Source organism: Mucilaginibacter aureus, assembly GCF_053514885.1.
Genome location: NZ_CP170601.1, coordinates 4834466 through 4856039, shown reverse-complemented (window position 1 = coordinate 4856039; position 21574 = coordinate 4834466). Strand labels below are relative to the sequence as shown.

The 21574-nt window shown below is 43.7% G+C and carries 22 protein-coding genes; 12 read left to right on the top strand and 10 right to left on the bottom strand.

Features of this window, described 5'->3' with window-relative positions; all coding sequences use genetic code 11:
* Positions 1-56: 56 nt before the first annotated feature.
* The 3 genes from ACFGVR_RS20760 (at position 57) to ACFGVR_RS20750 (ending at position 2856) form a co-directional block, all read left to right on the top strand.
* Positions 57-1520: an NADP-dependent isocitrate dehydrogenase gene (locus ACFGVR_RS20760; RefSeq protein WP_448699439.1), complete on the top strand. Its 1464-nt coding sequence runs from the start codon at positions 57-59 to the stop codon at positions 1518-1520.
* A 102-nt stretch (positions 1521-1622) separates the two neighbouring features.
* Entirely contained in the window at positions 1623-2237 is a 615-nt protein-coding gene (locus tag ACFGVR_RS20755) for a hypothetical protein (protein ID WP_448699438.1), read from the top strand.
* A gap of 100 nt (positions 2238-2337) precedes the next feature.
* Complete coding sequence (locus ACFGVR_RS20750) at positions 2338-2856, top strand: fasciclin domain-containing protein (RefSeq protein ID WP_448699437.1); 519 nt, start codon at positions 2338-2340, stop codon at positions 2854-2856.
* Positions 2857-2941: 85 nt separating this feature from the next.
* On the opposite strand, the gene ACFGVR_RS20745 is transcribed toward ACFGVR_RS20750, so the two are convergent.
* From ACFGVR_RS20745 to ACFGVR_RS20735, 3 genes are all read right to left on the bottom strand, one after another.
* The gene (locus ACFGVR_RS20745) at positions 2942-3661 is read right to left on the bottom strand and encodes a J domain-containing protein (protein WP_448699436.1); all 720 of its coding nucleotides are present in this window, start codon (positions 3659-3661) and stop codon (positions 2942-2944) included.
* A gap of 295 nt (positions 3662-3956) precedes the next feature.
* A complete protein-coding gene (locus tag ACFGVR_RS20740) occupies positions 3957-4430 on the bottom strand; it encodes an NADH-quinone oxidoreductase subunit B (protein WP_448699434.1) in 474 nt (157 codons plus the stop codon).
* Positions 4423-5037, bottom strand: coding sequence for an NADH-quinone oxidoreductase subunit A (locus ACFGVR_RS20735; RefSeq protein WP_448699433.1), 615 nt, complete (start codon positions 5035-5037; stop codon positions 4423-4425). Before ACFGVR_RS20735 ends, ACFGVR_RS20740 begins: the two co-directional genes overlap by 8 nt.
* Here ACFGVR_RS20735 and ACFGVR_RS20730 point away from each other — a divergent pair.
* On the top strand, positions 5036-6250 hold the full coding sequence (locus tag ACFGVR_RS20730) for an NAD(P)/FAD-dependent oxidoreductase (RefSeq protein ID WP_448699432.1): 1215 nt from the start codon (positions 5036-5038) through the stop codon (positions 6248-6250). The two genes, ACFGVR_RS20735 and ACFGVR_RS20730, sit on opposite strands and share 2 nt — an antisense overlap.
* A gap of 92 nt (positions 6251-6342) precedes the next feature.
* Here ACFGVR_RS20730 and ACFGVR_RS20725 read toward each other — a convergent pair whose 3' ends face one another.
* The 4 genes from ACFGVR_RS20725 to ACFGVR_RS20710 form a co-directional block, all read right to left on the bottom strand.
* Positions 6343-7044 (bottom strand): DsbA family oxidoreductase, encoded by a 702-nt coding sequence (locus tag ACFGVR_RS20725; protein ID WP_448699431.1) that lies wholly within the window; start codon positions 7042-7044, stop codon positions 6343-6345.
* Positions 7045-7451: 407 nt separating this feature from the next.
* On the bottom strand, positions 7452-10694 hold the full coding sequence (locus ACFGVR_RS20720) for an amidohydrolase family protein (RefSeq protein WP_448699429.1): 3243 nt from the start codon (positions 10692-10694) through the stop codon (positions 7452-7454).
* Positions 10695-10869: 175 nt separating this feature from the next.
* Positions 10870-11544 carry a hypothetical protein gene (locus ACFGVR_RS20715; RefSeq protein WP_448699428.1) on the bottom strand — a complete coding sequence of 225 codons (675 nt, stop codon included), beginning with the start codon at positions 11542-11544 and terminating at the stop codon, positions 10870-10872.
* 234 nt (positions 11545-11778) lie between these two features.
* A complete protein-coding gene (locus tag ACFGVR_RS20710) occupies positions 11779-12339 on the bottom strand; it encodes a GNAT family N-acetyltransferase (protein WP_448699427.1) in 561 nt (186 codons plus the stop codon).
* A gap of 387 nt (positions 12340-12726) precedes the next feature.
* Between ACFGVR_RS20710 and ACFGVR_RS20705 the strand changes: the two genes are divergently transcribed.
* Positions 12727-13731 carry a carboxypeptidase-like regulatory domain-containing protein gene (locus ACFGVR_RS20705; protein ID WP_448699425.1) on the top strand — a complete coding sequence of 335 codons (1005 nt, stop codon included), beginning with the start codon at positions 12727-12729 and terminating at the stop codon, positions 13729-13731.
* 55 nt (positions 13732-13786) lie between these two features.
* Here the strand turns inward: ACFGVR_RS20705 and ACFGVR_RS20700 are convergent, their stop codons facing one another.
* Positions 13787-14218 carry a DUF6526 family protein gene (locus tag ACFGVR_RS20700; RefSeq protein ID WP_448699423.1) on the bottom strand — a complete coding sequence of 144 codons (432 nt, stop codon included), beginning with the start codon at positions 14216-14218 and terminating at the stop codon, positions 13787-13789.
* A 190-nt stretch (positions 14219-14408) separates the two neighbouring features.
* Between ACFGVR_RS20700 and ACFGVR_RS20695 the strand changes: the two genes are divergently transcribed.
* Both ACFGVR_RS20695 and ACFGVR_RS20690 read left to right on the top strand, forming a co-directional pair.
* Complete coding sequence (locus ACFGVR_RS20695) at positions 14409-16301, top strand: RecQ family ATP-dependent DNA helicase (RefSeq protein ID WP_448699422.1); 1893 nt, start codon at positions 14409-14411, stop codon at positions 16299-16301.
* A gap of 38 nt (positions 16302-16339) precedes the next feature.
* Positions 16340-16792, top strand: coding sequence for a hypothetical protein (locus ACFGVR_RS20690; protein ID WP_448699421.1), 453 nt, complete (start codon positions 16340-16342; stop codon positions 16790-16792).
* A gap of 57 nt (positions 16793-16849) precedes the next feature.
* On the opposite strand, the gene ACFGVR_RS20685 is transcribed toward ACFGVR_RS20690, so the two are convergent.
* Both ACFGVR_RS20685 and ACFGVR_RS20680 read right to left on the bottom strand, forming a co-directional pair.
* Positions 16850-17056, bottom strand: coding sequence for a hypothetical protein (locus ACFGVR_RS20685; RefSeq protein WP_448699420.1), 207 nt, complete (start codon positions 17054-17056; stop codon positions 16850-16852).
* Between the two features lie 167 nt (positions 17057-17223).
* Positions 17224-17382, bottom strand: a complete 159-nt coding sequence (locus tag ACFGVR_RS20680; protein WP_448699418.1) for a hypothetical protein — start codon at positions 17380-17382, stop codon at positions 17224-17226.
* A gap of 166 nt (positions 17383-17548) precedes the next feature.
* Between ACFGVR_RS20680 and ACFGVR_RS20675 the strand changes: the two genes are divergently transcribed.
* The 5 genes from ACFGVR_RS20675 (at position 17549) to ACFGVR_RS20655 (ending at position 21321) form a co-directional block, all read left to right on the top strand.
* The gene (locus ACFGVR_RS20675; RefSeq protein ID WP_448699417.1) at positions 17549-18388 is read left to right on the top strand and encodes a maleylpyruvate isomerase N-terminal domain-containing protein; all 840 of its coding nucleotides are present in this window, start codon (positions 17549-17551) and stop codon (positions 18386-18388) included.
* Positions 18389-18626: 238 nt separating this feature from the next.
* Positions 18627-19235, top strand: coding sequence for a GIN domain-containing protein (locus ACFGVR_RS20670; RefSeq protein ID WP_448699416.1), 609 nt, complete (start codon positions 18627-18629; stop codon positions 19233-19235).
* Between the two features lie 130 nt (positions 19236-19365).
* Positions 19366-20088: a head GIN domain-containing protein gene (locus ACFGVR_RS20665; protein ID WP_448699415.1), complete on the top strand. Its 723-nt coding sequence runs from the start codon at positions 19366-19368 to the stop codon at positions 20086-20088.
* Positions 20089-20094: 6 nt separating this feature from the next.
* Positions 20095-20520 (top strand): putative signal transducing protein, encoded by a 426-nt coding sequence (locus tag ACFGVR_RS20660; RefSeq protein WP_448699414.1) that lies wholly within the window; start codon positions 20095-20097, stop codon positions 20518-20520.
* Between the two features lie 66 nt (positions 20521-20586).
* Positions 20587-21321: a Dph6-related ATP pyrophosphatase gene (locus ACFGVR_RS20655; RefSeq protein ID WP_448699413.1), complete on the top strand. Its 735-nt coding sequence runs from the start codon at positions 20587-20589 to the stop codon at positions 21319-21321.
* Positions 21322-21574 lie beyond the last annotated feature (253 nt).

The following is a 21574-nucleotide window of genomic DNA, read 5'->3' as shown; positions in this document are numbered from 1 at the left end:
GTATAACGCTATTTAAGCCGTATATTTGCAGCGTTTTACAAACACACACACCTTACATGAAGACAAAGATAGCAGTAGCCCAGGGCGATGGTATTGGCCCGGAAATAATGGACGCCGTATTGAAGATTTTTGATGCCAACGATGTACAACTGGAATACGAATTTGTTGAAATGGGGAAATCGATTTTTGATGCCGGCCATTCAACCGGGATGACCACCGCGGCTAAAGAAGCTATCGAAAAATACGGTATCCTGTTTAAAGGGCCAATGGAAACCCCGAAGGGTAAAGGTGTAAAAAGCATCAATGTTACCGCCCGTAAAGTTTGGAACACTTATGCCAATCAGCGCGACTTTCGCAGTTTGAACGGTGTTAACACTGTATTTTCAAAAGCCGGTATCCCGATAAATATTACCATCATCCGCGAAAACATTGAAGATACTTATGGGGGCATTGAACACCTGCTCACTTATGATGTGGCCGTTGGCCGCCGGATTATTACCCGCCCGGGCTCGGCGCAGGTAATTCGTTACGCTTTTGAAATGGCCCGCCGTAAAGGTTTAAAAAAACTGGCCTGCGCGCACAAGGCCAATATCATGAAACTGACTGACGGGATGTTCCTTGAAGTTTTCCAGGAAATAGCAAAGGAATATCCGGATATCGAATCGTCGGATATTATTGTTGATGACCTGTGTATGAAACTGGTTTCGAAACCTGAAATGTTCGAAGCTATTGTACTGACCAATTTGCAGGGCGATATCGTATCCGACCTGTGCGCAGGTTTGGTTGGCGGTTTGGGCTTTGCACCATCGGCAAACATAGGCGATAATATCTCCATATTCGAAGCTGTGCACGGCACCGCACCTGATATTGCAGGTAAAGGCATTGCTAATCCAACAGCTTTATTGTTGTCGGGTATAGGTATGTTGCGCTTCCTTGGTTTCTCATCGCAAGCTGCACAAATTGAAAATGCCTTGCTGTATACCCTGGAACAAGGTGTACACACCGGCGATTTTGGCGACAGAAGTACGCCGGCCTCAAACACCATGCAATTTGCTGATGCGATAATTGCCAATTTGGGTAAGATCCCCGCAAAGGGCGCTGTTGAAGCTACCGGAGATATTGAGATGAAAAGCCATGTAGCGCACCTGTCTAAAAACAAGCTGACTGTTACCGAAGGCATTGTAGAAGAAATGGTTGGTGTGGATATTTTTGTTGAAGCAGGCGATATGCAGCCAAACGAGCTGGCTGCGATGGCAAAAAGGCAATTAACTTACAACGATAACTTTGAACTGGTAATGATATCAAACCGGGGTACGCAGGTTTGGCCTACCGGATCGATCTATACCGAACTGGTTAATGAATACCGTGTGCGTTTTGAAAAGAAAGAAGGTAAAACGGTTACTCAGAAGGAGTTGCTGCACATTGCTGCCGATTTTTCGCAGGATGCCAAAGTTTGCTCTGTTGAGTTTTTGATGAAATTTGGCGGTAAAATAGGTTATACCCTGGCACAAGGTCAATAGTTTAAAAAATCCTTATCGGGACAGGTTAACTTAAAGTGAAAATATTTTTTGCTTAAGACGCTGTATTTGAGACTTAAGAGATTTTTTATATCTTTAAAAGCGATGGAACAAAATCAGATTTTGGAAGTACCGGGCTTGTTTAGCAATAAAATAAGCAAGCGCCTTATTTTTGAAACCGAAGGGTTGACCATCGAAAAGCCTTTTAGCTTTGACTCATCGTTGTTTATCCCTGCCGAAAACCTTTCGGCCATCAGGCTGGGAGAGAAACGAATGCGCTGGTTTAGTTTTCTTTCGGGGAAGCATTTTATAATCGACCTGCTGCATCCCGACGACAGCAGCACCAGGATAAAACTCAGCAGCTATTACGGCATGCGGCTGCAAACCTATGAAGAAGCCTGGACAGATACCATTAACCACCTGTATACCTTTTATTTTTCGAGCCAGCTTGACCTGTACCTGGAACTATTGCACATGCGGCAATCTTTTGAAATACTGGGTGTAACCTTTCACGAAGATGGTATCAGTTGGGGCAACAACGGCATATTACCCTGGCGGCAAATAGCACTGAGCAATTACCGGAGTTATTTTGTAGTGCATCACAAGCAAAATGTAAGGCTAAACAAAAGCTTCAACTTTTTGCACGACTGGAACGCCTATATTCTGCAGGCTATTATGAAATATGTAATTGAAGAGCATAAAAAGATGCTTAGCAGGTAATATTCGTATTACATATTTAATCGGGCAATACTTCTGTATATTTTAGCGTTAACGATACCTGTCGTACTAAATAACGTTACATCAATCTCTAAAAACAAAAATGAAAAGACTATTAATTATGCTGTTTATTGCAACAGCTTCAATTGGTTTAACCCATCCGGCTTTAGCGCAAACGCCAACTATTTTAACCAGCGTTGGCGATGAATCCGACTATTACAAAATTGCTGCGCTGATACGTTCGGCTGGTATTGATGCCGATCTGAAGGCTGCAGGCGCTATCACCGTATTGGCACCACCAAACGTACTGTTTCGCAACATGGACCCAGGCAAACTGGATAGCCTGCAAAAAGACCCCGTAAAACTGGCCATGGTTTTAAAGGCACATATTATTAAAGGCAAATTAACCAAAGCCGATATCATAAAAAAACTAAGCCTGGGCAAGGGTAAAGCTACCCTTACAAACCTGCTCGGCCAGCCGCTGAAATTATCACTTGGCGGTGATAAGGCTTTGATAGTTACCGATGTAAAAGGCAATAAGGCGGCCTTTATAAAGTTTGATATGATGGACCCGCAAGGCGTATTACACGGCATTGATAATGTGCTGATAATCGGGAAGTAAATAAAATCACGCATTAAAAAGCCCAATCCTTTTATATAGAAGGTTGGGCTTTTTTATGAAATACTGTTTCGATTTTAATTTATATTTAACTGGTATCTTTTTTGCCAAATAACCTTCTGAAAAATCCCTTTTTCTTTTTTTTGATTTCAGTTTTGATTGTGTCTGGCAGGGCTTTTTTTTCTTGAATAATTGGAGCAATACTATCGCTTGTTACTTTATCGGGTTGAGTTTGATTCTGTACTGAATCCCGATAATTCACAGTGCCTGAATTTGTTTGTTGAATATGACGCAATGTAATTTTATGTTTTCTGTGCTTTCGAAGAGAAGTTGATTTATTCTGAATAGTATCAGTTGGACTAACCTCAGGAGTAGGAGTACTTGTAGAATTTTTTGGTAGTATGAATATAAAGAGAACCAACAAGCAATTTATTAACAATAAGATGTGCTTTGCTTTTTGCCATTTTTTTACTTCATCCCACTTGGAATTAATTGCAGACGAATTATATCCTGTATTACTGTATGTTTTAGTGACGGGAGGTGGAGGCTGTTCTCTTCTTACTTCCTGATATGCGTTTTTTGAAGTAGGGTTTTCAAATTGATATAATTGGTTATCGTATATTTTTCTTTTAGAAGTATCGTACAAAACAGAATACGCTTCATTGATCTGTTTAAACATTTCTGTAAAAAAAGCTTCTCCATCATTTTTATCTGGGTGGAATTTTACAGAAAGTTTCCTATACGCAGTTTTAATTTCATCCTGCGTAGCTTTTCTGGAAATACCTAAAATATCATAATGATTTTTCACTATCTAACAATCAGGTAATATAATAGACAACAGGCTATCGCAAACAAAATTAAAGTTGAAAATATGGCGTTTGTTTTATCAATACTGATAGCGCAATCTTCACATAAAGATCTTAAACCATAATAAGTCCTCGAACTTGAGCCGTAAGATTTTTTGCTTACCCAGCTACCTTTTGAATGCCCTGTTATGACGCTTCGTCTATAAGTAGCACCACTTTTGCCGCAATGATAACAAGATGCCATATTTGAAACTATATGTGAGTAATATTATAAAAATAATAATACTTTACTCTTGATCAAATACTTTCCCCCGCTATCTTTTTTTGCAACTCAATAATCCCGCCAATTAGCGCTTCCGGTCGTGGTGGGCAGCCTTGTACATATACATCCACAGGGATAACACGGTCTACGCCCTTAACCACATGATAGCCATGCTGCCAGTAGGGGCCGCCGCAGTTAGAGCACGAGCCCATGGAGATGACATACTTAGGTTCGGGCATTTGCTCGTACAGGCGTTTAATGCGCTCGGCCATTTTAAAGGTAACGGTACCGGCAATAATGATCACGTCGGCCTGGCGCGCCGATGGCCGCGGGAAAACACCTAACCGGTCCAGGTCGTAAGTTGAAGCCATCGATCCCATCATTTCTATCGCACAGCAGGCAATGCCAAAGCTTAACGGCCATAAAGACGACATTCGCGCCCAGTTTAACAGGTCATCGAGTTTGGTAACTATAACGTCGCCACCCTGGCTCATGGTTTCGTTACTCATTGGTTGGCTTTTTAAATGCGGGTTTGAATCTCATGGCAGGAGCAGCCGCGGGTGCTGAAGGAGCCGCAGTAGCACCGGCAGTAGCAACAGTCGCTTCGGCAGTTTCGAGGCTAAAAGTTTTCACTTGGTAAGCGCTTTGCTGCTGGTTTACTTTATCATATAACGATTGCGGTATTTTAATGTCGGTAGTGGGTACAATGGGTTTGGCTTTTATCCAGTCCAGGTCGCCTTTTACCCAAACGTAAACCAATCCTAATATCAGTATCCCTATAAAAATAAACATCTCCGCAAGGCTAAACCAGCCCCAAAGCGGCTCAATTTTGATCAATTGATGGTTACCGAATACTGTTGCCCAGGGAAAAATAAAAACCATTTCCACATCAAACACCAAAAATATCAGTGCAATAACATAAAACTTGGGGTTAAACGGCATCCACGAGTTACCTTCGGGTTCTTCGCCGCACTCGTACGACATGAGCTTCTCGGGATTGGGCTTATTTGGTGCGATCAGGCTCGATAAAAAAAAAGTTAGCCCCACCATTATAAAACCGGCAATTAAAAAGATCAATATCTTTCCAAATTCTGATATTTGCCCCACTTCGTCCATGACAACAAAAATAATAAAACAAACCCAATTTGACGCTATTATTATAGGTGGCGGCGCCTGCGGACTAATGTGTGCCGTGCAGGCGGGCTTTTTAGGCAAGCGCACCCTCGTCCTGGAAAAGAACGAACAGCCTGGTGCAAAGATACTGATCAGCGGCGGCGGCAGGTGCAACTATACCAACATGTACGCTACCGATCAGCAGTTTATATCGCAAAACCCGCATTTTTGCAAATCGGCGTTTTCGCAGTGGAGCGTTGAGGATACCATCATCTTTTTCGAAACTTATGGTATCGAGGGTAAAGAAAAAACGCTGGGGCAACTCTTCCCGGTAACGGATAAAGCCAAAGATATTGTAAACGTATTTACCTCGCTTTGCCGCGATATGGAGCAACAGATATGGTGCGATACCGACGTAAAAGCCGTTGAACAAACCGATGGCGGCTTTGTCGTAAAGTTTGAGCGCAACGGCAGGGAAGAACAGCTTTTTACGCCTAAGGTAGTGATAGCCGCGGGCGGCCTGCCTATTGCTAAAATGGGTGCTACTGATTTTGGCCTGCGCACTGCCCGCAATTTTGGCTTAAAGATAACCGAAACCGCGCCTGCTTTAGTGCCGCTTACCATTACCGGCAAGGACCAGGAATGGTACGAAGCGCTCTCGGGCAACAGCATCTTCTGCCGGGTATCAAACGAGGAGATCAGTTTTGAGGAGAATATCCTGTTTACGCATTGGGGGTTAAGCGGCCCGGCCATATTGCAAATATCATCGTACTGGCGGCCCGGCGAATGGATCGAGCTGGATATGCTTCCGCATGATAGCATCTTAGAGATTATTGAAAACGAGCGCCAAACCAATGGTAAACGACCGTTGGCCGGATTGCTGGCCAATTTATATACCCGCAAGTTTGCCGATGCCCTGGCTAAATTTTTACCCATCGAAAAGAACCTGGCATCACTTACCCGGCAGGATATGGAAGCTATAGATAGCCTGATTCACCATTTCAGGGTAAAACCTGCCGGCGATAAAGGTTACGACAAAGCCGAGGTAATGCGCGGCGGTGTATCAACCGATGAGCTTTCGTCTAAAACATTGGAATCCAAAAAAATACCCGGCCTGTTTTTCGGAGGCGAATGTGTTGACGTTACCGGCTGGCTCGGAGGCTACAATTTTCAATGGGCATGGGCCTGCGGGTTTGTAATAGCACAGGGAATTTAGATTCATGGAAGATGACGGATGTAAAATGGAAGATGTAAACTTCAACTTGTAAAAACACATCTTCCATCGTACCTTATACATCTTCCATCTTATCAACAGTCTCCGTCAGGGCCGCAAACCGGGCCATCAATGCTTTCGGCAGGCATTACCTCGTTCCAGGTTTGGTTCAGCGCACCCAAAAAGGTTTCGGTTGGTTGCGCGCCTGATACGGCGTATTTATCGCCCAGCACAAAGAACGGTACGCCGCGGGCACCTATCTGCTGCGCTTCGTAAATATCCTGGTTTACCTCATCTGCATATTGGTTGCCTGCTAAAGTTTGTTTTACCAGGGCTGGGTCGAGTCCGATGGCGGCACCTAATGTTGCCAGTGTGTCGTGATCTGAGATATCCTTCCCATCAGTAAAATAAGCTTTAAACAAAGCTTCTTCAGCAGCATCCTGTACGCCATGTGCTTTTGCCAGATGCGAAAAACGGTGTGCATCAAACGAGTTGGCAATTACTGCCTTATCAAAATTATAATCCAGGCCAAGCTCGGCGGCGTTCGCTGTCATTTGCTCGTGCAGCTGTATCGAGCGCTCAAGTGAAAATCCTTTCCGTTCGGCAAGGTATTCGTGAATATTTTTACCCGGTTCACTTTTCATAGCAGGGTCGAGCTGAAAACTTTTCCAGATCACCTCAACATTATCCGCATTTTCAAACTGTTGCAAAGCGCCTTCAAAACGGCGTTTACCTATATAACAGAACGGACACATTACGTCCGACCAGATCTCAACTTTTAATTTTTCGTGTTTCATTTGCTTTTTAGTTTATAGGTATAACCTTTGTAAACTATTACCGTACAAAGGTAAAGATTGCCTGAGCATAAGCATTTTAACGGTTCTAAAATGACGCTGCAATGAAGGATGTAAAGGTTTAATGCTTTTTGAAAATAATTTTATAAACTATTAGGAAAATAGTTTTAATGTATTACTTTTGTGACACATTTGTTGCTGATTTCCCCTGATTCAGAAAATATTGATTTAATTTAATAATACAAATTATATGATAATCGCTTTTATTATAACCCGAGTTGTATTGTATATCAGGGCTCAGCGCTCTAAAAAAGAGCAAGCATTAGCGGTAGCCTAACAATCCTTTCTTTAGTCCCTTTTCTTAATTGATTTACATATTGATTTTATAGCTGCAACTTGTTGTGGCTTTTTTATTGGTCGCCATCCTGTACGGTGTACAACCAGGTTTGCTGGTTGCCCAAAGGCAGGTTAGCTACGTCGCCGCGGTTCATTTGCCACCAAAAACGCAATCTTGGTTTCTCGCGGTTGCCAATTTCATTCATCGATTCTGCATCGTACAAACGGCCGTTTGCCATTACATATTTTATTTTATCACTATTGTGGATGTCTTCCAGCGGGTTTTCATTCAGCACGATCAGGTCGGCCAGTTTACCTGTTTCCAACGATCCGATCTCTTTATCCATACCCAGGTAACCGGCTCCGTTAATAGTAGCACAGCGTATAGCCTGCATTGGCGACATGCCGCCCTGTGTTAACATCCACAATTCCCAATGTGCGCCTAAACCCTGTAACTGCCCGTGTGCGCCCAGGTTTACTTTGGTACCGCCGTCGGCTATTTGCTTAACTGCTTTTGATACTTCGATATGGTTGTAATCGCCATACTCGGCTGTAGTGCGTCTGCGCGAACGCGAATCGATGATAGCCCGTGGTGTAAAGCTCAGCAGGTGCTCGTTCTTCCATACCTCGGTACGGTCATACCAGTAATTTTCGCCAAACTGTCCGCCATAGCTCACAATCAGGGTAGGGGTATAGCCGGTTTTGCTGGCGTTCCACAAGGCCTTTACATCTTTATAAACCGGTGTTACGGGTATGTTATGCTCAATACCGGTGTGCCCATCCAGTATCATATTCATATTGGTAAAAAAGGTTGAGCCGCCTTCGGGTACTACTTCCATGCCCAGTTCACGGGCAGCGGCAATAATCTGCTGGCGCTGTTCGCGGCGGGGCTGGTTATAGCTCTTCACCGAAAACGCCCCAACGGCTTTTAGCCTGCGCAGGTTGGCGCGGGCATCATCCAAACTGTTGATCACTACCTTAAAATCGCCGTCGGCTCCGTATAGTATAGAACCTGTTGAATAAATGCGCGGCCCAGTCATTACACCGGCTTTTACCATTTCGCTTTGGCTAAACACCATTTCGGTATTGCTCGATGGATCGTGCGAGGTGGTCACACCAAAGGCCAGGTTGGCAAAATAGTTCCAATCCTGCTGGGGCGATACACCGTCCGGGCTGGTATGCAAATGCGCGTGCACATCAACAATACCCGGCATTATAGTTTTACCCGCCATGTCGTAAACTTTGGCATCGGCCTGTATCGCTACATCGGCAACCTTACCTACGGCAACTATTTTGTTCTGGTCAATCACTATCGTTCCATTCTCTATCACTTCGTCGCCCTTCATCGTAATGATACGCACATTTTTAAAGGCTATTTTGCCTTGCGGCAGATCACTCTTTAGTTTCAGGCCAATATCGGTACCCGCGGTATCAATGGCCGGGGTTTTATCGGGCCCACCCTCAATAAACGGAAAAGCGCTGTGGATATCGCGGCTAAAGTATTTAGGGCCAAGCGTCCACATTAAATGCTGGCTGTCTTTTGCCCAATGCAGGTAGGTGCCTGCATCGCGGGTTAATTTGATTAGCGGTATAGCTTTGTTACCGGCCGACAGATCCTGGGCGTTGCCGGTGCTCACCATCGGTGTAAGGTAGCAGTTAAACAGTTCGGTAAAGGCCATCCATTTGCCATCCGGACTGGGCGCAAACTGTGTGGCGTAAGTTGAGGTGTATAAGGTTTTACGGTTGGCGCCGCTTACGTCCATTACCTTAAATGCTTTTTTATCACCCTCAGTGCCCTGATAATATATTTTTGAATCATCGGGCGAAAACTGCGGGTAAATACCATCGCTTTGTATAAACTGCGGTTTGCCGCCGGTAACCGGGATGGTGTAAATACCAGGCGCATTACCAAAATAATAGCCTAAATTATCGTTACCCTGGCCCTTAACAAAAATTACCTTATCACCCCGGTTCGAAAACTTAGGCATGTAATAAAAACCTTTGTCTGTGGTTAAGCGGGTTACCACATGTGTGGTAAGGTCGATAGTGTTAACGGATCCTTTCAGTTCGTCGCTCCAGTTGATATAAGTTAACATCCTGCCATCCGGACTAAACGATGGCTCATATTCAAAGTCGGGAGTAGCGGTGATGCGATGAGGTAAACTATCGGGATGAAGATATTTGGTATAAATATAACCCGCCGCATTAAACGCAATGTGTTTGCCATCCGGCGATGTGGTTAACTGGCGGATCATCTTCACTGTAAACTCATCTTGGAAAACCTTCTGCGGAAAATGCAGCGCATCGCTGATGGTTTGCGTACTGGTTACATCAAAGGGTATCTGCTTAATATTCAGGCTATCGATACCCAAATTCCAGATCTTGCCTTTGGCATAAAACACCACGTTCTTGCTGTCCGGCGTAAACGAAAAGTTTGGATAAACGCCAAATATGGCCCAGGTTTCCTGCTGATCGTGCGACAGGTTATCATAAACCGGCCATTCTTCCTGCGTTGCAAGGTCTTTAATATAAAGCACCGATTTTAAGCGAACACGCTTTACAAAAGCCATCAACTTGCCATCGGGCGATAATTGCGGGCGGCAGGCACCACCAACACCCGATGCTTCGGTTTCAATTTCGCCGGTTTCGCGGTTCAGGCGATTGATGGCATAAATACCACCGTTAGGGTCTTTATTGTATTGAAAGTAAGGGCCGGGTGTAACATCCTCGCTCCAGTAAATATATTTGCCATCGGGCGATGCTACAGGTTCGCCGGCATCCTGCTGATCGTTTTTGCGTTTAGTGAGTTGTATGCCATCGCCGCCGTTTTTATTGTAAAGCCACATTTCGCCGGCACCCAGGCTGCGCGAGCCTGTAAAATGTTTACGGGCAACCACATACTGGCCATCTGGCGTCCAGCTCGCGTTATTTAACAGGCGAAAAGTTTCATGTGTAAGCGCACGTTTATTACTGCCATCAGCGTTCATTAGCCAAATGTTATCGCCACCGTCGCGGTCGCTGGTAAATGATATGGTTTTACCGTCAGGGCTGTAGCGCGGCTGTACCTCCCAGGCTTTGCCGCCGGCCAGCAACGTAGCTTTACCGCCGGTAATGGGCATGGTATAAATATCGCCAAGCAGGTCGAAAACAATGTTCTTACCATCCGGACTAACATCCAGGTCCATCCATGTACCCTCGTTGGTAGTAATGGTTACTTTTTTCGATAAGCCCGGCGGAGTTTCAACGTTCCATTTGGTTTGCGCGTTTGCCGCGGATATAAGGAGGAGGAGTAGGGTTACAGAGAATAATGATCTCATTGAAGGCAGTTTAAGGTTGCGAAAATAAGCAATTGATGATATGCGGAGAAAATACATGGGTATTTGTCGGTATTTTTACACTTTAAAGATTTGACAACTTTTTAAAGCTGTCAAATCTCATCCGGTACATGTTTTTTTTAGTTTTTGATTTAGACGATAAATCATGCAATAAAACTTAATGATAGTTTGGATCATCCACAAATTCATCCTTGTCAATCAACTTAATCAGGATGTTTTTTTCTGATATCTTTTTGATCAGGCCCTTTTCTGTTACTTTAAAAAAGTTTTGTGTCACAGTAACCTTATCCTTCTTTTTAAGCCGTTCAATGTAGATATCCTTAACATAAAACAAATTGGGGTTTACTATTTTGTAATTCATCACACCATAGCTGGCAGAAACATCCTCGTCGCAGTTCGTTTCAATCAATTCATATGCTGTATTTTTAACAATGTTTTTGGTGTTATAAATCAATAAAAACTTTTCGCTGCACACTCTGTGATCACTATAAGATAAAATGACAATAGCACGATCAGGGCTAATCTTGTAAACCGTATCACCGGTAAAGGCAGTAGTATCTCCCCATGCATTTTTCAGGAAAGCACTGTCTATAATAGTATGCCGTAGTATTTGTTTTGAACTTAACTTCATTTGCGCTTCAACACTATCCAAAAAAGTTAACGGAGTTTTGTTTTTCTGCTGAATAGCTACTGTAGATTTATCGGATGTATCTGTGTTCGTATTGCCGCATCCAAAGCAGCAAAACAACATCGCGGTAACGAAAACCGCATTGGCTATTTTGATAACATTGCTTAAGCGTAAGGGGGGATATTGTAAGAAATTTTTAAGCATGTTATTCAATCATTCAAAACTTAATCCTTCAATCATTGCCCACAGGGGGGATATTGTAAGAAATTTTTAAGCATGTTATTAATCATTCAAAACTCAATCCTTCAATCATTGCTCACAGGGGGGATATTGTAAGAAATTTTTCAATGTTTTATTCTTTAGTCAATTTTAAACCTTACACTCAAAACCCTACAATATACGTAAAAAAGTCCTGTTTTACAACAATCAGAACGATCATTACTTATCTCCCCCTTTAGGGGGCTGGGGGGCTTCTTTCCGCATTTTAATCACCTGCAAAATTTCCCCATCGGCCATTGGCGCGTTGATGTGTTCAACAGCGGTATAGCCCATAGCGCGGTACAACGGCTCGCCCGGCAACGTCGAGCCTAATTCAAAACTGGTAAAACCTTCGCGCTGTGCAGCGCTTTCGCACAGGTCAATCATCATGCGGCCCAAACCTTGCCGGGCATAACCGGGGTGCACAAAAAAAGCACGGATACGTGCTGCATCCACTGCCGGGTCTAACAACGGGTCGGCTTGCTCTTTATACTGGTCGCCGCCATACAAAGTATTGCGTTTGCTCCATCCGCCGCAGGCCACAATGGTATTGTCTTTTTCAATTACATAATAAGTGCCATCGGCAATAAGCTGTGTATCAATACCAAAAATGTATTTAATAGAACTTTCGATCTGTTGAGGCGTATAATAATCCTTACTCAATTCCCTTACCGATGATGCGATCAGTTTTTGTAAGATGGGCACATCGGCTAATGTGGCAAGTCGGGCAACAGGTAACATGCCGACAAATATAGTGTTATAGCAAATTACCGCCCTGTAAAGAGCGATAATATCAGGGGTTAGTTAGGTGTGGAGTTTGTACATCATTTTTCCCGATCGGTGTCACATCGGGGAATTTGGTTCACAGCACCCTTTTACAAAAATCGCTGGTGCAGGTTGTGTTCGAGTAATTTGGCGCCAACAAAAATAATTAACCCTACAATAATCATTAAAAATACGGTTGCTAACACGTTTTTTGCGATTTGCTTGTTTGGAACTAACATTTTTCCCTCCTTTTTTAAGGTTATTATTACAACAATAAATCCAAACTTTGCCGGGGGGCGACTTATTTAGGTAAAACAGTTGGTTTACGTATATTGCATTAAGTTTTGATCAGCATATCCTCACATGATGCATTGCCCTAAACTCATCAAACTATTCTGTAGTTTTTTATTGCTTTTTGTTGCATGGCAGCTTAGGGCGCAGGTAATTACCGGCAAGGTTTATCGGTTTGGTACCGATAGCGTTATTGCACATGCCAGCATTTACCTGGGCGGCACCATGACGGGTACCATCAGCGATAAAAATGGTACCTTCAAACTGCAGGTACTGGAGGGCAAAATACCGCTCATTGTGAGCTGTGTTGGCTATAACTCAACTGTAATTACTAATTACACGCCCGGCGAAGTTTTAAAGGTTTATTTAAAACCCAAGGTCAATGAACTGAAGGCGATCACCATTACAGGCGGGAGTTCCAGATCGCGCGAATCGATGGTTCGCACATTTATCCGCGAGTTTATAGGCACCACAAAGTTTGCGGCAAGTTGCACCATTTTAAATATGGATGATGTTGAGCTGAGCTATAGCCGGAAAACGGGTACCCTTACGGCCTTTTGTGATAAAGCCATCGAAATAGAGAATAACAAATTGGGTTACCATATCAGTTATTACCTCGATTATTTTAACAAAAAAGGTAGTACAACCAGTTACGATGGCCATTTTGTTTTTAAGGATAAGGCTACAGATGCCAATCGTAAAGCTATTAATAATAGTCGCGAAAATGCCTATTATGGTTCGCGGATGCAGTTTATACGTGCTTTATGGAACAATACCCTGGACGCGCATTCTTTCGGGATATTTTCGCCCGATGAGGACCCTGTAACTGTAGATAGTATTTTATTTATGGATAAAACCGGTGCAAAATTTATTGCTCTGCCCTACAAAATCACCATATTGTTTAATGACGATAAGCGCACACCGACCGATCTGGGTCAAACACAAAAAAACTGTTACATTGATAAAAATGGTTTTTGTGAAGATAAATTGCAATGGATAGGCAGCATGGCCATACAGCGGGTGGGCGATATGCTGCCTTACGAGTATCACTCGGTTGAGGATGATAAACCACATTAAATTTGCCGAATAAAAAAGGGCAGCATTTGCAAATGCTGCCCTTTTTGCAAAGTAATTATGCCCTGTGATGATCGGCCTTCCAGTTTTTTATGCTTTTTTTGATCTCTTTTGGCGAAAGGTTTTCGGCTATTGCTTTTTCGGCCAGTTCCAGGTATTCTTCATCCGGGGCAAAACGCAGCGCAATGATCTGGCCCATTGTTAAACGGCTATCAATAGCTTTGCCAGTCATTATAAAATAGCGAAGGCTTTCTTCGGCGCGTATGGTACGATCCTGAACCCTAACGGGGAAGCGCCTTAGGTACCAATACATTAAACCGCAACAAATATAAAGTAACACGATCATGGAGGCACTTACAAAACCTTTTACATTCCAGTGCCTGGCCAGGTTAACCGACGAAATAAGTAAGCCCGCAAATAATAAAAGGCTCAGCAAAAAATGATAGCCTTTTACATAACGGGCATGATTAGTGTAATTTTGGGATTCCATGGGTTGATTTTTTACGCAATATACAACTACATGCGCATCAATCGCAATAAGTAATTCAAAGTTTCTCAGTACTTTAACTCTAATTTTCCTCCATCGAAACTAATTGTCACGATAGTAAACGGTGTGCTTGCGTCGTATCAAATTTAATTCGGATATTATGCCCGCATAAATACAGCAAAAGCCATTTTGCATGACGATACAGGAAATACTTGAACATTACTGGAAACACAAAGAATTTCGCCCGTTGCAGGAAGAGATCATTCAATCTGTTTTGCTTGGGCGCGATACTTTGGCGCTGCTGCCTACAGGTGGTGGTAAATCGGTATGTTTCCAGGTGCCTGCTTTGGCAAAGGATGGTATCTGCATCGTGATATCACCCCTCATCGCTTTGATGAAGGACCAGGTTGAAAACCTGCAGGCTAAAGGCATTAACGCGGTATCCGTAGTATCGGGCATGAGCAAACGCGAAGTTGAAACCGCGCTTGATAATTGTATTTACGGCGATGTGAAATTCTTGTATCTCTCGCCCGAAAGACTCTTGTCAGAAATGGCGAAGGAACGTATCCGCCACATGAAGGTAAATCTCATCGCGGTTGACGAGGCGCATTGCATCTCGCAATGGGGATATGATTTCAGGCCGCCGTACCTGCACCTGGCCGATCTGCGCGAGCTGCATCCCGGCGTACCGGTACTGGCTCTTACAGCTACTGCCACCGCCGACGTTGCTGATGATATTCAGCAAAAGCTCGGTTTTAAACAGCACAACGTTTTTCGCCAAAGCTTTGAGCGTAAAAATATTAGCTACGTGGTACAGCACCAGGAAAACAAATTGCAAAAAATGCTCGATGTGGTTAAAGGTGTAAAGGGGAGCGGAATTGTGTATGTGCGCAGCCGCAAGGAAACTTTGGAGATTGCCCAAATACTTAACCAGCATGGTTACGCCGCCGAGTTTTACCATGCCGGGCTGGATGCCGCAGTACGCTCACTAAAACAGGAAGCCTGGAAAAATAACCAAACACGCATTATTGTAGCTACCAACGCCTTTGGGATGGGCATTGACAAACCCGATGTGCGTTTTGTGATCCACAAAGATATACCCGAAAGCCTCGAAGCTTATTACCAGGAAGCGGGCAGGGCCGGGCGCGATGGGCACAAATCATACGCCGTGCTGCTGTATAATTATGGCGACCGCTATAAAATGGAAAAGAAATTCGAAATGAGTTTCCCTACTATTGATGAGATCAAAAAGGTTTACCATAACCTGGGCAATTATTACCAGCTGGCTTATGGCACCGGCGAGGGTGTAAGTTTTGATATGGATATCGGCGATTTTTGTGCCCGCTTTAAACTTGAGCCCATCAAAACTTTAAATTCATTAAAATTTTTAGAGCGTAACGAATACGTATCATTTACCGAAAGTGTGTTTTTACCATCGCGGTTCAGGTTTTTGGTTGGCCACGAAGAGTTATATAAATTCCAGATCCAATATAGCGCCTGGGATGGCTTTGTAAAAACCATTTTACGCAGCTATGCCGGTGCGTTTGAAAGCTATGTGCATATCCGCGAGTTTGATCTGGCCCGGCGCATGAACGCAAGCGTGCAGCAGGTGATCGAGGGTTTGCAGCAACTGCAGCAAATGGATGTGCTGAATTATGAACCGCAGACAGATAAGCCGCAGGTCACTTTTTTAAGCCAGCGGCAGGATATCAAAAATGTATTTATCGATAAAGCCTACATCGAGCAGCGCAAGCAGGTGTTCAGGCAAAAAATGGAATCGGTTTTTCATTATGCCGAAGCACCCAACTGCCGCAGCCGCATGCTGTTGAGCTATTTTGATGAGCACAATGCCCATAAATGCGGCGTGTGCGATATCTGCCTGGATGAAAAACGCCTGTTTAACATACACGATGTTACCGATAAAATAACCGACGAAATTGCCAGGGCACTGAGCACCGATCCGCTTTCGCTGGATGACCTGATGCAGGCCATAACTACCGGTGCAGATAAAGAGCGCATAGCGGTGATCCGCTTATTGCTGGATGCAGGTAAAATTAAAACGGACGGCGAGCGGTACTATGTGTAAGGAATAATTATCTTTAGTCAACTATAACCTAAACCAAAGTGGAGCAAAACGACGACATTATTTTAGAACAACAAATACCTGCCGGAAAAGTATATGGTGAACGCGCTGCATGGACAGGTGTGTTTTTGGGCGGGCCAATAGTTGCAGGCTATTTTATTGCCGAAAATTATAAACTTTTTGGACAGCCTGAGAAGGCAAAAAGAGCCTGGATAATTTCGATCGCCGCAACTGTAATCATATTCGGGGCATTGTGTTTTGCACCCAACGCCGACAAAATGCCAAGATATATTGTGCCGATAATTTTTGGCGGTATAACTTATTGGATCATTCAATATTATCAGGGTAGTGATATTAAAGCACATGTACAAGCGAGTGGCGGTGTTTATAGCCAATGGCGTGCTGCTTTAGTGGGTGTTATTGGTGCTATAGTTACGCTGGCGGCATTTGCCAGTATTATATTTGTACTGGCTGTTTTATTTCCCGACGCTTAGCGGGTGATTGCAATTGTACCCAAACAACAAAGCCCCCGTTTCCGGAGGCTTTTGCTATTAATATCTGTGGTGATACCTGTCATGACGGTAATGGTGGCGTACAACTACCACCCGATGATGGAACGGACGATGAAGTACAATCCTGGGGTGCGGCGGTGGTGGTGGTGGTGGGCCTACATGTGGTCTTAAAACTATCTGTGCTTTGGCACTGCCAAAGGTTAACAAGGCAACAAAGGCTATCAGTAATACTTTTAACGTTTTCATAAATATGGCTATTTAGTTATTCGCTTATGCGATACCTATGCAAAGCAATTTGCCCGCCAGTTTTAAATTGTAGCTTAAATGTTACCTGTGTTAAGTCAAAATTCAAAATTTAAAAGTAAAAAAACTGATCTCTCTATTGAAAATTTTGAATTTTTACTGTTGAATTTTTACTTCTTTTTCCCCGTCATCTCCACTTCCCGGTCCATTTCTACAATATCAACCGGCTGACTAAAATCGCCTAACAGCCATTTAACAAAGTAATCGGCCTTTTGCCAAAAAAAGTATTCCGTCATGTCGCCGTAAGCATGGCGCTGTCCTGGTAACAATACAAAATCAAAACGTTTGTTGGCTTTAATTAAGGCGTTCGCCAGAGTATCGCGGGTAACAATAACAAGGTCAGGTAAAATTTCTTCATTGAAAAAGGGAATAAAAAGTTTAAATTATAAATTTTGTTTGTAAAACCTTATTTTGGGTTTGTAACAAAATAAGTATATGCAAAGCCAGCCTATTATACCTGTTAATGTGATGCATTTACTGCCGGTATTGGACTCCCGGCTGATGGAACTGCTCAGATCATTAACCCCGCACGAGTGGCAAATGCAAACCGTTGCCAAATTGTGGAAGGTTAAAGATGTGGCAGCGCATTTGCTCGATATCAATATGCGTGTTATCTCATCAACGGATGGCTTTACAGGCGAGGCACCGCCGGCTATCAATTCAACCCGCGACCTGGTTGATTATCTTAACACGCTTAACGCCGATTGGGTTAATGCCATGAAAAGGGTTAGCCCCCAAATGCTGATACTGCTGCATGAAATTACCGGCCCGATGTTTTGTGAGATCTATGCATCGGCGGATATGATGGCCAAAGCGCCATTTGCTGTTGATTGGGCAGGAGAGAGCGAAAGCAAAAACTGGATGCATATTGCCCGCGAATACACCGAAAAATTTTTGCACCAGCAACAGATACGCGATGCAGTGAACAAGCCGGGCTTAATGACCCCTGAACTTTTTTATCCGTTTATCGACATTTTTATGATGGCGTTGCCGCATACTTATCGTGATGTTAATGCTGATGACGGTACGGCAATACAAATTACCGTAACCGGCGATATTGGCGGTACCTGGCATTTAACCAGGTTTAACGGTAAGTGGGTATTAGGTAAAAACGCTGTGCAAAATGCTGCCGCTGCTATTACTATCGACCCGGATACCGCGTGGAAATTGTTTTCAAAAAGTTTACGATCGGAGCAGGTAATGGATAAAATTAATATCACCGGTAATCAAAAACTGGGCGAAACCGCTCTTGGTATGATATCTGTTATGGCCTGATAACCAGGCATTACAATTTTTTTTAAGAAGTTACACAATTGTTACATGTACCCAAAAAACGGGTTTAAATGTGATAGGTTAACTATTTTGTTGCTGTGGATTGGTTTTTGAAAAGAAAAAACAACTAAGATAATAATTTTTTTGAAATACAAGTGTAACCTTTTGATTTTTTTACGGTCTTATGGATGTATTAAAAATTAAATAAGTTTAAAACTCTGGAAATCAATAAATTATCGAAATGAAAACTATAACTTTAACTATCGCAACCGTACTGTTATTTATATTAACAATAAGTACTCCTGGCCACGCAGCCACAAAAAATAACAATATCGAAACCGTTTTAAGCAACGTAAGCAACTTTACCAATATCGAAGTTGCGGGTAACGTAGAGCTTTACGTTTCAACCGGTGAGGCAAACAACGTAAAAGTATACGACAGCTACTACAACCAAAACGCTTTGGTGCAAGAGCAAAACGGTGTATTACGTATCTCATCATACAAAACCGAAAAATTAGTGGTTTGGGTAACTGTAGCCGATCTGCATGCGATCACCGCTTCTGACAATGCCGTAGTAAAATCATTTGGCAAGTTAACAGCTATCGATCTTAATCTTAATCTGAAAGACAAAGCCAGCGCACAGCTCGACCTGGATGTTAGCAATGCCGCTGTCGTTTTAAATGGCGACGCTAAAGCTAAATTAAGCGGTTTTGCAGGCGAAAGCATCATGACTGTTGACCCGTCGGCTCATTTAAATGTGGCTAAATTAACAGCCGGTAAAAATGAGATCAAGGCACCGGTTGTAATGGCATCGGTTGCTCAAACCGACGAGATCGCCATTGTTGACTAAGTCTTCTATTAAAATCCATCATATATTATGTGGGGCGCCTTTTAGTAAATGGCGCTCCATTTTTTTTATTGAAACTTAGCTGTAACTTCATCGCTCAAATGGTAGTCAAAAACACCATAAAACCAATATCATGAAAAAGACATCCACCATCGTATTAGCTGTTGTAATTTTCGCCTCTTTGTTTACCTTTTCATCGTGTAAGCTTAACTGTAAGCGCGGTTCGGGTAAGATGATTACCGAAACCCGGAGTGTTGGCAGCTTTTCGCAGATAGAGGTGTCGGGCAGCTACCGGGTAGTGATCAAGCAGGATAGTGCCGAAAAACTCAGCATTACCGGCGATGATAACCTGATGCAGTATATTAAAACCGAGACTGACGGCAGTCGGCTTAAAATACATAATACACGCAGTATCTGCACTTCGGGGCAGTATACCATATATATCAGCTTAAAAGAGTTGAGCTATATCGGTATGTCGGGTTCTACCAGTGTTTTTTCGGATGGTAAGATCACCGTTAAAGATATTGAACTTAAAACATCCGGTGCAACCAAAGTAAACCTGAACCTCAATGCCGATAATGTGCGTACGATATCCAGCGGCCTTGCTGATATCTTTTTGGAGGGGCAGGCGCAATCGCACACGCTGAAAACAAGTGGCTCAAGTACCGTTAATGCACTTGATTTTGTGGTGAACAAGTATCGCATTGAGAGCAGCGGACTGAGCCATTGTAGAATAAACGTACTGAACAATTTAAGTGTTGACAGCAGCGGCTCGTCCGATATCGAGTATCGCGGCAACCCCACCGACATCAATAACAATAAATCGGGTATCTCATCATTAAAACAGGTTAACTAATAAACTATGGAGACCGGCGAACAGATCGTTACTTTTGCTACCTATTACGACCCAATGCTGGCGCATATCATCCGTAGCAGGCTCGAGGATAACGGTATTCCGGCCTTTGTTGACGACAGTATGATGAACGTATATCCCATTTACAGCAACGCTATAGGTGGCATTAAGGTGAAGATATTTGAACGGGATATGGACAAGGCTAAAGCCATTTTAGCCGAAGACGAGGGCCTGCCTGTTGATAAATTTATTGAGGGTACACAGGCCGCAGCAGTAGTTTGCCCGTATTGCGGATCGAACAACGTGCGTAACTCTTTATCCATACCCGACGATGCCAACTGGCTTACCCGCACCATTGCCACACTAACCGAGGCCCTGCCTTTTAGTAAAGATGCCGACTGGCACTGCTTTAACTGCGGGCGCGATTTTGAGTAAGCCCCCTAACCCCCTAAAGGGGGAATCTTAAATCGGTGAAATCGTTAATCATAACTTAAATAATCGGTGAAATCTAAAAAATGTATATTTAACTGGAGCGGAGGCAAGGATAGCGCGCTGGCGCTTTACCACTGCCTGCAAGACCCCGGTATCGAGATCAAATACCTGGTAACAACCGTTAATGATGCCATGAACCGCATCAGCATGCACGGCGTGCGCGAGGATCTGCTGATCCAACAGGCCGCCAGTATCGGCATCCCTTTGTACCAGATCAGGCTACCCGAAATGCCGGGCATGAAGGAGTATGATGACACCATGCGTATGCACCTGGCCAGGTTAAAAGAGGAGGGAATTACGCACGCTATATTCGGCGATATATTTTTGGAGGACCTGAGAAATTACCGCGACGAGCGGTTGGCCGAAGCGGGACTTACCGGTATTTACCCGCTCTGGAAACGCGACACGCACGAGCTGATCAACGAGTTTTTGAGTCTTGGTTTTGGTACGGTCATCGCCTGTACCCAGGCCTGGCTCGGTGAGTTTGCAGGCAAAGAGATCACGCCCGAACTGATCAAAACCTTCCCCGATGGGGTGGATGTTTGCGGCGAGAACGGCGAGTTTCACACCTTTGTTTTTAAGGGGCCGATATTCAAAACGCCTGTAAAATACGTTACCGGTGAGAAGGTTTTTAAGAAGTACGCCGCCCCTAAAAGTACCGACGATACCTGCTTTTCGAGCACCCCGGTTACCACAATTTCGGGCTTCTGGTATTGTGATCTGCTGCCTGAAAATGAGGGGTAAAGCAGCTGCATTTTTCACTTGTTTTTGCGGGTAAAAAGTCCCGGATTCTGACTGCTTTTTGGCCTGTCTTAAAGCACTAAAACCTGCCTGGAAAATGCCTGGTATTTAGCCGGGTTTTTTGATCGCCTGGAGAGGGTTGTAGCTTATGGATCTGGTGGATGAATTTCGCCGGCTCTTCAACAAAATTGCAGTAGGGGAAGGGGGCCGCCCTGGAATTTTAGGGCCGGTAAATTTCAGAAGATGCGCTAAGTAA

Excerpts from the sequence above, each read along its gene's own strand:
- ACFGVR_RS20675 (WP_448699417.1), top strand. The coding sequence starts at position 17,549 with ATGCAAAGCCAGCCTATTATACCTGTTAATGTGATGCATTTACTGCCG.
- ACFGVR_RS20750 (WP_448699437.1), top strand. The coding sequence starts at position 2,338 with ATGAAAAGACTATTAATTATGCTGTTTATTGCAACAGCTTCAATTGGT.
- ACFGVR_RS20660 (WP_448699414.1), top strand. The coding sequence starts at position 20,095 with ATGGAGACCGGCGAACAGATCGTTACTTTTGCTACCTATTACGACCCA.
- ACFGVR_RS20695 (WP_448699422.1), top strand. The coding sequence starts at position 14,409 with ATGACGATACAGGAAATACTTGAACATTACTGGAAACACAAAGAATTT.
- ACFGVR_RS20735 (WP_448699433.1), bottom strand. The coding sequence starts at position 5,037 with ATGGACGAAGTGGGGCAAATATCAGAATTTGGAAAGATATTGATCTTT.
- ACFGVR_RS20700 (WP_448699423.1), bottom strand. The coding sequence starts at position 14,218 with ATGGAATCCCAAAATTACACTAATCATGCCCGTTATGTAAAAGGCTAT.
- ACFGVR_RS20670 (WP_448699416.1), top strand. The coding sequence starts at position 18,627 with ATGAAAACTATAACTTTAACTATCGCAACCGTACTGTTATTTATATTA.
- ACFGVR_RS20685 (WP_448699420.1), bottom strand. The coding sequence starts at position 17,056 with ATGAAAACGTTAAAAGTATTACTGATAGCCTTTGTTGCCTTGTTAACC.
- ACFGVR_RS20715 (WP_448699428.1), bottom strand. The coding sequence starts at position 11,544 with ATGCTTAAAAATTTCTTACAATATCCCCCCTTACGCTTAAGCAATGTT.
- ACFGVR_RS20665 (WP_448699415.1), top strand. The coding sequence starts at position 19,366 with ATGAAAAAGACATCCACCATCGTATTAGCTGTTGTAATTTTCGCCTCT.
- ACFGVR_RS20730 (WP_448699432.1), top strand. The coding sequence starts at position 5,036 with ATGACAACAAAAATAATAAAACAAACCCAATTTGACGCTATTATTATA.
- ACFGVR_RS20725 (WP_448699431.1), bottom strand. The coding sequence starts at position 7,044 with ATGAAACACGAAAAATTAAAAGTTGAGATCTGGTCGGACGTAATGTGT.
- ACFGVR_RS20710 (WP_448699427.1), bottom strand. The coding sequence starts at position 12,339 with ATGTTACCTGTTGCCCGACTTGCCACATTAGCCGATGTGCCCATCTTA.
- ACFGVR_RS20740 (WP_448699434.1), bottom strand. The coding sequence starts at position 4,430 with ATGAGTAACGAAACCATGAGCCAGGGTGGCGACGTTATAGTTACCAAA.
- ACFGVR_RS20755 (WP_448699438.1), top strand. The coding sequence starts at position 1,623 with ATGGAACAAAATCAGATTTTGGAAGTACCGGGCTTGTTTAGCAATAAA.
- ACFGVR_RS20760 (WP_448699439.1), top strand. The coding sequence starts at position 57 with ATGAAGACAAAGATAGCAGTAGCCCAGGGCGATGGTATTGGCCCGGAA.
- ACFGVR_RS20705 (WP_448699425.1), top strand. The coding sequence starts at position 12,727 with ATGATGCATTGCCCTAAACTCATCAAACTATTCTGTAGTTTTTTATTG.
- ACFGVR_RS20720 (WP_448699429.1), bottom strand. The coding sequence starts at position 10,694 with ATGAGATCATTATTCTCTGTAACCCTACTCCTCCTCCTTATATCCGCG.